This is a genomic window from Pseudomonas sp. 05N431, from assembly GCF_056397005.1.
This window is the reverse complement of sequence record NZ_JBFTMN010000008.1, coordinates 96975-110319: the sequence shown is the minus strand read 5'-3', so window position 1 is coordinate 110319 and position 13345 is coordinate 96975. Positions and strand designations below refer to the sequence as shown.

The 13345-nt window shown below is 58.4% G+C and carries 9 protein-coding genes and 1 pseudogene; 5 read left to right on the top strand and 5 right to left on the bottom strand.

Annotated elements, in window-relative coordinates; genetic code table 11:
* The first annotated feature begins 59 nt into the window (after positions 1–59).
* The 3 genes from AC1DIG_RS15845 (at position 60) to AC1DIG_RS15835 (ending at position 3494) form a co-directional block, all read left to right on the top strand.
* Entirely contained in the window at positions 60–1436 is a 1377-nt protein-coding gene (locus tag AC1DIG_RS15845; RefSeq protein WP_477768046.1) for an L-serine ammonia-lyase, read from the top strand.
* 63 nt (positions 1437–1499) lie between these two features.
* Entirely contained in the window at positions 1500–2801 is a 1302-nt protein-coding gene (locus AC1DIG_RS15840; RefSeq protein WP_477768045.1) for an HAAAP family serine/threonine permease, read from the top strand.
* A 375-nt stretch (positions 2802–3176) separates the two neighbouring features.
* Entirely contained in the window at positions 3177–3494 is a 318-nt protein-coding gene (locus tag AC1DIG_RS15835) for a DUF3509 domain-containing protein (protein WP_477768044.1), read from the top strand.
* Here AC1DIG_RS15835 and AC1DIG_RS15830 read toward each other — a convergent pair.
* Complete coding sequence (locus tag AC1DIG_RS15830; protein ID WP_477768043.1) at positions 3491–3991, bottom strand: phosphate-starvation-inducible protein PsiE; 501 nt, start codon at positions 3989–3991, stop codon at positions 3491–3493. The genes AC1DIG_RS15835 and AC1DIG_RS15830 overlap by 4 nt on opposite strands.
* Before the next feature lie 123 nt (positions 3992–4114).
* Here AC1DIG_RS15830 and AC1DIG_RS15825 point away from each other — a divergent pair.
* Positions 4115–4297 (top strand): annotated as a pseudogene (locus tag AC1DIG_RS15825) (hypothetical protein); the annotation flags it as partial.
* Positions 4298–4369: 72 nt separating this feature from the next.
* Here AC1DIG_RS15825 and AC1DIG_RS15820 read toward each other — a convergent pair.
* Both AC1DIG_RS15820 and AC1DIG_RS15815 read right to left on the bottom strand, forming a co-directional pair.
* Positions 4370–7165 carry an RHS repeat domain-containing protein gene (locus AC1DIG_RS15820; RefSeq protein ID WP_477768042.1) on the bottom strand — a complete coding sequence of 932 codons (2796 nt, stop codon included), beginning with the start codon at positions 7163–7165 and terminating at the stop codon, positions 4370–4372.
* An 89-nt stretch (positions 7166–7254) separates the two neighbouring features.
* Positions 7255–10335, bottom strand: coding sequence for an RHS repeat domain-containing protein (locus AC1DIG_RS15815; protein ID WP_477768041.1), 3081 nt, complete (start codon positions 10333–10335; stop codon positions 7255–7257).
* A gap of 439 nt (positions 10336–10774) precedes the next feature.
* Between AC1DIG_RS15815 and AC1DIG_RS15810 the strand changes: the two genes are divergently transcribed.
* Positions 10775–11053 (top strand): DUF3077 domain-containing protein, encoded by a 279-nt coding sequence (locus tag AC1DIG_RS15810; protein ID WP_477768040.1) that lies wholly within the window; start codon positions 10775–10777, stop codon positions 11051–11053.
* Positions 11054–11218: 165 nt separating this feature from the next.
* Here AC1DIG_RS15810 and AC1DIG_RS15805 read toward each other — a convergent pair whose 3' ends face one another.
* Both AC1DIG_RS15805 and cyoE read right to left on the bottom strand, forming a co-directional pair.
* Positions 11219–11701: a hypothetical protein gene (locus AC1DIG_RS15805; protein WP_477768039.1), complete on the bottom strand. Its 483-nt coding sequence runs from the start codon at positions 11699–11701 to the stop codon at positions 11219–11221.
* A gap of 751 nt (positions 11702–12452) precedes the next feature.
* Positions 12453–13340 carry a heme o synthase gene (gene cyoE, locus AC1DIG_RS15800; RefSeq protein WP_019693532.1) on the bottom strand — a complete coding sequence of 296 codons (888 nt, stop codon included), beginning with the start codon at positions 13338–13340 and terminating at the stop codon, positions 12453–12455.
* Positions 13341–13345 lie beyond the last annotated feature (5 nt).

The following is a 13345-nucleotide window of genomic DNA, read 5'->3' as shown; positions in this document are numbered from 1 at the left end:
TGCGCTTGTCCTACAAAAAATGGCGGCGATTCCTACTCCATTGCTTGTAAGGCTTTAGCATGGCTATCAGTGTTTTCGATCTCTTCAAAGTCGGCATCGGTCCGTCCAGTTCCCACACCGTCGGCCCGATGCGCGCTGCGGCGACCTTCGCCCAGGCGCTGTTTGACCAGGGTTTGCTGGAGCAAACCCGACGGGTGGAAGTCCGTCTCTACGGCTCGCTGTCCGCCACCGGCGTCGGCCACGCCACCGATCGCGCCTGCGTCATGGGGCTGATGGGCGAATGGCCCGACAGCATCGACCCGACCTGCATCGGTCCGCGAATCCAGCAGTTGCGTGAAAGCGGCGAACTGCTGCTGGCCGGTCGCCAGAGCATTGCCTTCGATTGGCAACGCGATTTGCTGCTGCTCGACGAAAGCCTGCCCTACCACCCCAACGCCATGTCGCTGACAGCCTTTGGCGAAAACGGCCAGTTGTGGGAACAAACCTACTACTCGGTTGGCGGCGGTTTCATCGTCGAAGCGGCCGAAGCCGAGTCAGGCGTGCCGGCCGCCAGCGACGTGGTGTTGCCGTACGAATTTTCCAGTGCCGTGGAATTGCTGTCGCTGTGCAACCAGCACGGCCTGCGGGTTTCCGAGCTGATGATGGCCAACGAACGGGCTTGGCGCAGCGATGCGGAAATTCGCAGCGGCCTGCTGCACATCTGGTCGGTGATGCGTGAATGCGTCGAGCAAGGCCTGCGCCACGAAGGCATCCTGCCGGGCGGTCTGGATGTGCCGCGCCGCGCCGCGAAATTGCACCGCAGCCTGTTGGAAATCGGCAAACCGAATGTCATCAGCTCGACCCTCTCGGCGATGGAATGGGTGAACCTGTTCGCCCTCGCCGTGAACGAAGAAAACGCCGCCGGCGGCCGCATGGTCACCGCACCGACCAACGGCGCGGCGGGGATCATCCCGGCGGTGCTGCATTACTACATGAAGTTCAACCCCGACGCCTCGGACGACGATGTCGTGGCGTTTTTCCTCGCCGCCGCGTCGGTGGGCATCCTCTGCAAAAAGAACGCTTCGATCTCCGGCGCCGAAGTCGGCTGCCAGGGTGAAGTCGGTTCTGCCTGCGCCATGGCCGCTGCCGGCCTCGCCGACGTCTTGGGCGCGACACCCGAGCAACTGGAAAACGCCGCCGAAATCGGCCTGGAACACAACCTCGGCCTGACCTGCGACCCGGTCGGCGGGCTGGTTCAGGTGCCGTGCATCGAGCGCAACGCGATTGCCGCCGTGAAGGCAATCAACGCCACCCAAATGGCCCTGCGCGGCGACGGCAAACACTTCATTTCCCTGGACCGGGTGATCCGCACCATGCGCGATACCGGCGCCGATATGCACGACAAATACAAAGAAACTTCACGGGGCGGCCTGGCTGTGAGCTGGGTGGAGTGCTGACGAGCATTCCCTGACCGCCTGCATTACGTGAGCCCGAGCAAGAATAATAACGAGGCGATACTGATGACCGATGTACGTACACCTGCTGCCGATAATCCTGCTGTAGACCTCAAACGCGACAGCGCTATAACCAGCAAAGGCTGGAGCAAACACGACACCACCTGGATGCTCGGCCTTTACGGCACGGCGATTGGTGCAGGCACGCTGTTCCTGCCGATCAACGCTGGCGTCGGCGGTTTCTGGCCGTTGCTGGTGCTGGCGCTGCTGGCTTTCCCGATGACCTTCTTCGCCCACCGCGGCCTGACCCGTTTCGTGCTGTCCGGACGTTCCGGGGACATCACCGAAGTGGTGGAAGAACACTTCGGCATCGGTGCCGGCAAGCTGATCACCCTGCTGTATTTCTTTGCGATCTTCCCAATTTTGCTGGTGTACAGCGTGGCGCTGACCAACACCCTCAGCAGCTTCATGGAGCATCAATTGCACATCGCGCCGCCACCGCGCTCGGTGTTGTCGCTGGCGCTGATTCTGGGCCTGATGGCGATTGTCCGTTGCGGCCAGGGCGTGATCGTCAAATGCATGAGCGTGCTGGTTTACCCGTTTGTCGCCGCGTTGCTGTTGCTCGGTGTGAGCCTGATCCCGAACTGGAACGGCGCGTTCTTCGCTTCGGCCAGTGAAGGCATGCCGCTGCCGCTGTTCTTCAAAACGCTGTGGCTGGCGATCCCGGTGATGGTGTTCTCGTTCAACCATTCGCCGATCATCTCCGCCTTCGCCGTCGATCAGAAACAGCGTTATGGCGCCCAGGCCGAGCCGAAAAGCAGCGGCATCCTCGCCGTCGCCCACAGCATGATGGTGCTGACCGTGATGTTCTTCTGCTTCAGCTGCGTGCTGGCCCTGTCGCCGGCCGACCTGGCCGCCGCAAAGGCCCAGAACATCTCGATCCTGTCGTACCTGGCCAACCACTTCCAGACCCCGGTCATCGCCTATGCCGCGCCGTTGATCGCGCTGGTGGCAATCACCAAATCCTTCCTCGGCCACTACATCGGTGCCAGCGAAGGCTTCCAGGGCCTGATCGTGAAAAGCCTGCGCGGCCGTGGCCGGGTGATGCCGGCCAACTGGCTGAACCGCGTGACCGCGCTGTTCATGATCCTCAGCTGCTGGGCCGTGGCGACCTTCAACCCGAGCATCCTCGGCATGATCGAAACCCTCGGTGGACCAGTGATCGCCTGCCTGCTATTCCTGATGCCGATGTACGCGATCCGTCGCGTGCCGTCGCTGCGCCAGTATTCGGGGCAAGCCTCGAACGTGTTCGTGGTGCTGATCGGCCTGATCGCACTGTCAGCGATCATCTACTCCGTCATGCCCTGAAACGGACCATGAATGAAAAAGGCGAGCCATTGGGCTTAATGCCTGTCAGTTAAGGCACAAACCTGTGGGGGCGAGCTTGCTCGCGATGACGGCATAACATTCAACATCTAATGTTGACTGATCCACCGCTATCGCGAGCAAGCTCGCTCCCACATGGATTGCGCTTAACTGACTGGCATTGGCCATTGAGCTCGCCTTTTTATTGCCGGTTTATTGACCCGGAGCAGGACCGGCATGGCCCTTGCTTCGTCAGAATGGAGGCACACGGATGTTGTTGAAACCTCAGCGAGCGGCCTGCCGGTGGTCTGGAAAAGCGAACCAATCCTGATCCCGTCCGGTCAATGACTGCACGATCCCATCAAGCGGTGACGCATTATGGATAACCCTTTTCAACTGATCACCGACGCTTTCGCGCCGGATTATCAGGTCAACCTGAGCATCCAAGGGCTCGACGGCAGCATCATGCTGACCCTCTCCAACGCCGGCCGAATCGTTGCCAAACGGATGATCAGCGCCGAACAACGCAATGACCCGCAACGCCTGAAACGGCTGGTGCAAAGCATTCAGTTCGGCATCGCCATCGAACAGGGCCACAGCGCCGTGGCGATCCTCGAAGCGATGACCAACGGCGACAACTTCAAGTTGCCGCCGCCCTCACCCAAGGCTCAACCCCCTCGGCCGGCAAGGTTTTAAAGCTCGCCCTTCTCGACTTCCGGATGCTCACCGGAGCCCGCCCCGGTCTTGCGCTTCGGGTGTTCGATCTTCACCGACGGGAATTGCGAAGAGGCATAGCGCACTACCAGAATCGAAAACGCCAGCAGCAGAATCCCGCCGCACAGGTAGATGATCCCGAGGTCCGGCGGGTTGTGGTGCGACACGTTGGAGATCAGCAGGCGCGTCAATGCGGTGATCGCCACGTAAATCAGAAAGCGCACCGGCATGTGGTTGGTCTTGAAGTAAATCCCGACCATCGCGCCCAGCTCGAGGTAGATGAACAGCAGCAGGATGTCATCGATCTTGATGTCACCCTCCTTGATCATCAACAAAAACTCCGCCACCGCCGCCCAGGCAGTGACTGCACCGATGGCGAACAGCGCCAGGTAATGGAACGTCTCAACGAACAGGTTGCCCAGCGATCCGGCCAACTCATGGACGTTCTGGCGAAGCTTTTCAGCCCAATTGATATTCACGGTAGTTCTTCCTTAGGTCGGCTCGACCGATGATGCGGGTTCGACGTGACGGTTGTTCTGCATGCAGAAAAAAGGCCAGCGGCATGGAGTGAGATGGTGGCGGGGGGAAATGAGGCACGTCGGGGGGCTTTCACCATCACAATGGTCAACTCCTCGGCCTGGGCCAGGGGCTTGAGGAATATCGCAAACCGCTACGGCTATCAGTGGTTCGATAACCAGATCATGCTGACGGTGATCGTGTTGCTGGTGATTCTGGTGGAGGTGATTCAAAGAACCGCAACTTGTGCGAGGTCAGCCACAGTGTGATTGATGTCGCCCAGACCACGGGGCTTATAGTCAAAAACAGTGCTGTCGCGTCAGAGATGACCGTCACTCTCCTCAATACCTACCAAAACAGGACAGCCAAAAAGAAGGCGGTTTCATTTTTACCGTAGCGGGTGCAAGTGTGTCTTTGACGGTACCTGCGGAACGCGGTATCGATTTTGCCAATGGTTTAGCGTATCTCGACTGGAATTCTTGACTATAGATCTGTTGGGCCGTCAGGCCTGTCGCATCCATTTTGAAGATGACATTTATACCTTCTTCACTGCCCCAACGCTCTTTAGCGGCCTCCCACATGCCTTGTTCTTTCAGGTACCCGATCAAGCCCTCGAAATCGCGTTTGAACGCGTTTACCAGCCCCGAGTACTCCTCAGGCGAGGTGATGTTTAATCTAAGAACTGAATCAAATGACGGGCTTTCAACTATCGGGACGTAGCTCACCGACTGCTGCCCTGGAGCTATTTCACGAATCATCGAATCTACGTCGATAGAGGATTCGGGTTTGTAGTGTCCAGAATGATTGTTGATGATGAACGTTGATGAATCATGCTCATCTACCTTCAACAGTCCGGCAAACTCTGGCAGCCCCATCTCGGGCTGCATGCCCATGTGCTGAAAGTACATATTTGCAAACAGGCGAAGCTTGCTGTCCTGATCCCGAAAAAAAGTAATCGCATGCCCGATCGAGGACGGGTACCACTCAGAGTGTTCACCTTCGAACACTTTCAATCCTCGACCAAAAACAGGTCCGACACTCACGAAGGTACTCTTCTTGTTGTCCCAGACCAGTTCCTCAAACCACCCCGTGCCAATGTCTTTGGCGATAGGATTGACGATATCGGCAATAAAAATATCCACAGGAATTTTTATAGTGCCTTGCCCGTCGTAGTAATTAAGCGGGTTGTTTCCCACCATTTGATAAAGACTCGGGCCGTCTACGTTCCCCGCAGGATCCGGACTCACCCACCGCTGCAACCACGGCGCGTAATACCGACACCCATAATAATAAAGCCCCGTCGCATCGCGCTCCTTGCCCGAATAACGAATCGTCCTGTATGTGCCCTCGGTAGCATGTTTCCCCGCCCAGCACGCCGTCCCGCCAAACGGGTAATAACGTTCCTGACTCAGCACCCCGGCGGCTTCGTCCAGCTCCAGACTGCTTGAGCCCAGGTGATCACGAAAGCCATAACGCATCAGTTTGTTGTTAAGCCCTTTGGGTCGTTCTTCGGGCCAATGCAACACCCGCACACTGCCACGCCCGACCTCAACGCTTATCACGTGACGCTCCTTGTCGTCGACGGCGTTGCAATGCACTTCCAGTCCCGGCAGATAACGGACTTCGCTCAGCAATGTGCGATTGCGCGCCTGTGTAAGCCTCACTTTGCGCAGTCGGTGGCCGGGGCGGTCATAGACATAGTGCTCGACGTCAGGCGGCCCATCGTCACGTTCCACCAGCGTCACTTCACGCAATTGATTACGTGCGTCCCAGCTCATTGCCTGACCGCGCTGAAGTTGCCGTTGATTACCGCAGGCATCGAAGCAGTCAAGGATGTCTTGCTCACCGGGCAACGAGCCATCCTCATGCTGGGCCAGGCTGCGGTTGCTGCTGGCCGAGGTGAACATCACAAAGGTGTTGGTGCCACTGTGATGCCGGCGCTGAAGATTCCCGGCCCGGTCGTAGTCGAACGTCTGGGTGTAACGGCGCAGTTGGTTGGGGTCCAGCGGCGACGGCTGCATCACCGGCAACGCGGGACCGTAGCTCGGTGCATGGACTTCCTGGCCACGGGCTTCAACCAACTGATAGAGGCTGTCATAGCGGAAGTCGCTGATCGGTTCGACCTGTTGATTCTTGAAGTAACGAACGGACTGGGCCCGGTCTTCGATACGGCGAATGTTGCCGACAGGGTCATAGCCATAGTGGAGATCCTGAAAAGCTTTACCGTCAGGATTACAAACCCGCAATCGGGTCAGCCGTCCATTATCGGTAGCGTATTCAGCATAGGTTTTTACACCGTTGCCGGCGGTTTCGCTGTCGATCTGGCCGAAGGCGTTGTAGCGGATGTTGCTGACCAACAACCTGGGAGGCTCTAACAAGTCCGCCAGTTGCAGTCGAACATCCTCCAGTTGACCCGCCCGCGTATGGCTATACGTCCGGTGATTGCCCATAGCATCGGTCTGGCTTCGTATCTCCCCTGACGCGGTGTAGGCCTGAGCGCTTAAGTAACTGCTCGTTTCCAGCAACGCGTCACGCGCATCGCTGTCGAGCGGCCAGTCGGGCCGATCCAGGCTGAGCAAAAACTGCCTTTGCTCCAAAAGCGCCTGGCCGTTCAACGCGTACTCGACAAACAGCTGAGTGCCTGCCGGGTCGTCATGGCGAATCAGCTGGCCGCATCGATTGTGAATGGCACTCTGCTCGTTGGCGTCCGCGTAAGTGAAGCGTTCGACCACGCAAGGCCGCTCCTCGACGGTCCACTCCCGAATCTCAAGCGGTCGCCGCTGTCCGTCGTACTCGGTGTGACGCTGACTGCCACGACTGTCCCACAGCGAGCCCATCGAACCGGTTTCATCCAGCAGGCTCAACTGCCAACCCGCGTCGACGCTGTCGGTCAGCAGGCTCTGGCCCGCCAAGCCATAGACGGTCGCCAGGTTCGGCTTCGGCGCAACACCCCACAGTCGTGGGTCCCAGCCCTCGATCAACCGCCCCGCCGCATCGAAGCGCTGCCGGGTAATTCGCGCATCCATGGCTTGCTCGGCGGACTGCCGGCAGTACCCCACGCTACGAATCGCCAAGCCACGCGGGTCCATGACCGACAGCGTCGGTGTGGCGGTGTCGTGAGAAGCCTGGACGCTCATCGCGATCCCTTTCTCATCTGAGTCTCCCTGAAGCCTGAGCGTTTTTTCGTCTGGCCGATACTGTTAGAAGTAACAGGTACGACGGTGAATCAACCGCTATGTGGATTGCGTATCCCCACGACCTTATAGCGGGATCCCTCCAAGTGCTCAAACATAAGTCTGTGGGCTCCTCGCCCTCGACTTCCCGGAAAACCATGCAAGTCTGCGGACCATAAACCGTCCCTGTGCCGGTGCCAATTAACCGCTCCAGCACGGCGTTCACGCACATGATCGATCGCTAAGGAAATGCTCCTGCTGCGAGGATCAGCCAAGTCACCAAGGATCGCGTCCACTTCTTGAGTATCTACATTCCAGTTTTCGGTCGGTGCAGCCCGCAGTTCTTGCGGTTGGATCGAGCCCGTACTTGGCAGTGAAGATCTGCCACCTCCCCGCCTGCTCGTGACTCGTATAGAGGCTCCCACCTCAAATTGACCAGCGTTGTTGCTTCCCGTGGTGGTGGGCGATTGCTCGCGCGGCGTGTCTCGAAGCAGCAGTGAGCTATGGCCCAGTTGTTTTAGCCCACGAACCGGATTCTTGTCGGAGTGAAGGATTTCATGCGCCTGCCTACCTGTTCCCGCTGGCCCTACATACCCATAAATACGCCCTGCTGCAGCGTGGAAAAGATTGATGGCCAAACCGTCACTTCCGTGAGCATTACGTCGTTCATACGCGAACGTCACAAGCCGGCTCGTTTCGTTGTGCGTCAAACCTTGACGTGTCGCAAGATTAATAGCCAGATTCGTCACATCTTCGCCAAACTGCCTTTCCACCTCTTGTTTTTTTGCGGCAATAGACTCCGGTCGTGACTGTTGATAGTCATGCCATCGGCTGGTTGCATACAAAGCGCCCCCTAATAGTGCCCCAATGGCAGCACCCGTCCCGGCGTCACCCGCTAGCCAACCCAATCCAGCCCCGATCATGGCCAGCAGAGTCATTATTATGACCCCCCCCAACATTCGGGTGTCGGGTGCTCGCTCTCCCTCCAGCCCAAATCGATCGATGAGGTTTATCGGGTTATTGCCGACCATCTCATAACAATTGAGCCCATCCCTATCGCCAGCTGGATCCGCACTCACCCACCGCTGCAACCAAGGTGCGTAATACCGATACCCATAATAATAAAGCCCCGTCGCATCCCGCTCTTTGCCCGAATAGCGAATCGTCTTGTACTTCGCCACCACCGCACTTTTACCCGCCCAACACGCCGTGCCACCGAACGGGTAATAGTGTTCCTGCGTCAGCACACCGGCCTTATCATTCAGCTCCAACGTGCTGGACCCCAGGTGATCGCTCAGGCTGTAGCGCAGTTGATTGTTGTCGACCCCCTCGGGGACGGATTTTGGCCAATGCAACAGGCGCACGCTGCTGCGCCCCGCTTCTACGCTGATGACGTGGTGCTCTTCGCCATCGGCATCCCGATGGATTTCCAGACCCGGCAGATAACGCACTTCAGTGCGCAAGGTCCGGGTGCCGGTGTGCGCGAGACGCACCTTGCGCAGGCGATGGCCGGGATGGTCGCAGACGTAACATTCATCATCGTCGGGGCCGTCGTCACGCTTGACCAGGGTCACCCGGCTCAGCTGATTGCGCGTGTCCCAGCGCATCGCTTGGCCGCGTTGCAGCTCCAGTTGGTTACCGTTGGCATCGAAGCCTCGGGCGACTTCCTCCTCGCCCGGCAACCCGCCGTCGTCCCGTTGGCCCAGGCTGCGATTACTGTGGCCGGAGGTGAACATCGAGAAGCTCGAGGCACCGCTGTGGTGGCGGGTGATCAGGTTGCCCGCCCGGTCATAGTCGAACGTCTGGGTGTAACGGCGCAGTTGGTTGGGGTCCAGCGGTGTCGGCAACAACCCCGGCAGCGTCGGGCCATGGCTTGGGCTGCTGACCTCCCAGCCCCTGGCTTCGACCAGTTGATAGAGGCTGTCGTAGCGGTAGCGGTTGATCGGTTCGATGCGCTGTTGATTGAAATGGCTGACAGTCTGCGCCTGGTCTTCCAGCTCGAGGATATTGCCCACCGGATCGTAGGCATAGTGCAGGTCCTGCAGGGGTTTCTGAGTCCCGACTTGTGCCACCAGCCTGATCAGCCGGCCGTCATCGGCTGCATACTCGGCATGGGTCACTACACCATTGCCGGCGGTTTCGCTGTCGGTCTGGCCGAAGGCGTTGTAACGGAGGTTGCTGACCAGTAAGTGCGGTTCGTTGGCCGCAGCCTGTTTCAGCCAAACCGCCTTGAGCTCGCCCGCGACGGTGTGGGCGAAGGTTCTGACGTTACGTTTGGCATCAGTCTGAATCTGAACCTCACCCGTCGGGTTGTAGGTTTGCGTCGTGACGAAAGACGTTTCTTCCAGCAATACATCCCGCTCATCAACGGCCAGCGACCAATCGGGTGTTTCCAGATCCGCGAGCACACGCCGGGTTTCGCTCAGCGCCGAGCCATTAAGACCATACTCGGTGAACCGTTGAGTGCCGGCCGGGTCGTCGTGGCGGATGATTTGCCCGCACTGGTTATGCTCAGCGGCGCCTGCATCCGAACCGCCATAGCACAGGCGTTCGACGACATGGGGCAGCCCGTCCTCGGTCTGCTCGGTGACCGCAATCGGGCGCTGCTGCCCGTCGTATTCGGTGTGGCGCTGACTGCCGCGGCTGTCCCAACTCGACAGCGATTGGCCCGTTTCGCCCAACAAGTTCAACCGCCAGCCGCCGTCGACGCTGTCGGTCAGCAGGCTCTGGCCCGTCAAGTCATGGACGCTCGTCAAATTCGGCTTCGGCGCAACACCCCACAGTCGTGGGTCCCAGCTCTCGATCAGCCGCCCCGCCGCATCGAAGCGCTGCCGGGTAATTCGCGCATCCATGGCTTGCTCGGCGGACTGCCGGCAGTACCCCACGCCACGGATCGCCAAGCCACGCGGGTCCATGACCGACAGCGTCGGTGTGGCGGTGTCGTGAGAAGCCTGGACGCTCATCGCGATCCCTTGCTCGTCTGAGTCTCCCTGAAGACTGAGCGTTTTTTCGTCTGGCCGATACTGTAAGAAGTAACAGGTACGACGGCGATTCAACTGGGTCTCACCACTGGAGGCTAATAACCCACACATTTTGGTGAATGTAGGACCGTTCTGAATTTTCTTTTTGAACATCGGATGGATTTTCAGGCGGGCGTCAGCAGGAACGAGCCCTGCGGCGATTAGCGGCCTCCCAGGCGCTAAAAAACCATACAGAGCCAGCACATCGCTACGATTGTGCCCGCCAATCTCTGCACGCTAACGTCAAACCGTCGCTGCCCATCAGCGACCGGGCCTGATAACCCGGGTAATATGCGCGCGCACCAGCGCCAAAAACCTCGATTGCCGGCGTTTTTTTATGCCTGTACTTTCGTGCAATGGCGGCTGTGCGTGGGAGACCTTCGGGTCTGCCGGGTCGCGTGCATACCGGTTTATCAGCCTGCGCACAGCTGCCACCCATTCGCCTGATAACGAACGTGGCCGCTCTACTTTGTTTCTGGAGTATTGCTAATGCACGCTATTGATCCGTCCAAAGTTCGCGCTTTTACCACCTCCACCCCCTCGGAGGTGATCCATGACTAACCTCCAAGACCTGACAACCGCCGGCCTCACGCCCTTTTCCATCCATTCCGACCAAGCCCTGTTCCGCGTCAACAGCGGCGTCTCGATCCACGAAGCCTTGTCCCACGTGTCCGACTTGCTCCACCTCTCTAAACTGCTGTCCGAAGATGCGGCGATGGAGCGCGGTAAAGACCGTTATGCCTGGGCGTCGCATTATTTGCAGGAGATGAGTAAGGCGGTGATTGATGACGTGGTGAAGGTGCTGGGTGCGCCGGGTAACAACCGCAATTGAATGGAAAAAGCCCCGCGCTTCTCTTGAAGGCGGGGCTTTTCAATGCAGCAGATGAAGCTAAAGCAAAACATCTAGCTACTTATTTTTAGTTATAGCCATTTCTAGCTATAACTAAAAAAGACTTCCTAGCCACTCAACAGACCGAGCGTTAGCTCGCCTTACCACTCAAACATATCGGGGAGTTTCGCCACCAGTCTTATTAACAAGGCGGCCTGAGCATTGGGCTTCAACGTTTTCTTTCGCGCCCTTCTCGGGAGCCGGTTTGTCCTGCACGGAATGACTGCGCAGTGCGATCTCACCTTCGCGCTGAGCCACCATCTCGCCAACGCCCCGCATTAACTCTACAAACAGGTCGCGCTTTTTCATGGAACTACCTCGTGCTTTCAACTCTGCCTCAATGGCTTTTTTGAGCGCATTAACTTGGTCGGCGACCATCGCAAAACTATAGGCATGTTGCTTGTAGCTCGGCAATTGGTGGCAGGTCGCCAAGATCAAAAGATCGCAGCCTGCGGCAGCTCCTACAGGTATCCCCACCGACAACGCAATGACGCACCCGCCCCCACCACTCAACAGGCCGAGCGTTAGCTCGCCTGCCGCTGTTGACCTTGATCCACCCGCCCCTTCGGGAGGCCGAGTGGAGGTGTTCATCAGGGGGTTGGCGCGCAGCGCCGTACGGCGCAGCCGGACACATCGAGAGGAGGTCGTCGCGCAGCAGACCGTAGGCGATGCCCCCTGATGGACACCGGAGCGAGGGGACGCCGAGCCTAGGCGAGGTGCCGGACGCTTGGGGCGAAGCCTTTTGGTTCCTTTTTGGCGTTTGAAAAAGGGACTCGCCGTAAGGGCGAAACCCTAAGCGGCCGTTACCGCAGGAATGGATATGTACACCTGCGAGAGATGGGTCGGCTATCAGGCCGCCATCGCGAGCAAGCTCGCTCCCACAGGTGAAATGTGTACATCTGCGAGAGATTGGTTGGCTGTCAGGCCGCCTTCGCGAGCAAGCCCGCTCCCACAGGTGAACTGTGTACATCTGAAGGAGATTGGTCGGCTGTCAGGCCGCCATCGCGAGCAAGCTCGGCTCCCACAGTTTTGATTGGTGTACATCTGCAAGAGGTAGGTCGGCTGTCAGGCCGTCTTCGCAGGCAAGCCAGCTCCCACAGTTTTGATTGGTGTACATCTGCAAGAGGTAGGTCGGCTGTCAGGCCGCCTTCGCGAGCAAGCCCGCTCCCACAGTTTTGATTTGGTGTACATCTGCGAAAGATAGGCCGGCTGTCAGGCCGCCAGGATCAAAAGATCGCAGCCTTCGGCAGCTCCTACGGGGGGGTGTCAGGCCAGCGAATTCATGGCAATAAAAAGCCCCGCACTTCTTTCGAAGGCGGGGCTTTTGTACAACCGCAAAACCTTAAGGCGCGTAAGTCAGCAACAACTCGGTCGGCACCTTGAAGTCCAGCGACATCATCACGCTCAACGCCGTGATGGTGAAAATCGAAAACACAAACAGCTTACGTGCCCAAACCGTGTCATCCACCGCCTTGTAGCCCGTCCAGGCCATGTACAACCAGTACATGCCCATGGCCGCCGCAACCGCGAGATAACTCATGCCGGCGTAACCGCTGAACGTCAGCATCAAGGTCGCCACCAGGAACGCCAGGATGTACAGCAGGATGTGCTTCTTCGCCACCTGAATCCCACGCTTCACCGGCAACACCGGAATCGATGCCGCCAGGTAATCATTGAAGCGAAAGATCGCGATCGCGTAGGAATGCGGCATCTGCCACAAACTGAACATCACCAGCAGCGTCAGCGCCGCCATGTCGAAGCTATTGCTCACCGCGACATAGCCAATCACCGGCGGCATCGCCCCCGACAGACTGCCCACCAGCGTGCCGTGAACCGACTTGCGCTTGAGGTACAGGCTGTAGAAACCGACATAGATGACAAAGCCGATCACCGCGAACAACGCCGCCAACGGGTTGGCCACGCGATACAGCAAGGCCACGCCGGCGACACCCAGGACGGTCGCGTAAACCAGTGCCAGTTTCAGGGAGATCAGGCCCTGCACCAGCACACGGTTCTTGGTGCGTTCCATCTTCAGGTCGATGTCACGGTCGATGCAGTTGTTGAACACGCAACCCGACGCGACCACCAGGGACGTGCCGATCATCGCAGCCAGGAAAATGGCCAGATCGACATGCCCTTTCGAGGCCAGGAAAAACCCGCCTGCCACAGAAAGCACGTTACCGAAAATGATCCCCGGTTTGGTGATTTGGATAAAGTGCTTTAAGGACATCCGGA

Coding starts and splice junctions, on each gene's coding strand:
- AC1DIG_RS15845 (WP_477768046.1), top strand. CDS start 60: ATGGCTATCAGTGTTTTCGATCTCTTCAAAGTCGGCATCGGTCCGTCC.
- AC1DIG_RS15840 (WP_477768045.1), top strand. CDS start 1,500: ATGACCGATGTACGTACACCTGCTGCCGATAATCCTGCTGTAGACCTC.
- AC1DIG_RS15835 (WP_477768044.1), top strand. CDS start 3,177: ATGGATAACCCTTTTCAACTGATCACCGACGCTTTCGCGCCGGATTAT.
- AC1DIG_RS15820 (WP_477768042.1), bottom strand. CDS start 7,165: ATGAGCGTCCAGGCTTCTCACGACACCGCCACACCGACGCTGTCGGTC.
- AC1DIG_RS15815 (WP_477768041.1), bottom strand. CDS start 10,335: ATGTTCAAAAAGAAAATTCAGAACGGTCCTACATTCACCAAAATGTGT.
- AC1DIG_RS15810 (WP_477768040.1), top strand. CDS start 10,775: ATGACTAACCTCCAAGACCTGACAACCGCCGGCCTCACGCCCTTTTCC.
- AC1DIG_RS15805 (WP_477768039.1), bottom strand. CDS start 11,701: ATGAACACCTCCACTCGGCCTCCCGAAGGGGCGGGTGGATCAAGGTCA.
- cyoE (WP_019693532.1), bottom strand. CDS start 13,340: ATGTCCTTAAAGCACTTTATCCAAATCACCAAACCGGGGATCATTTTC.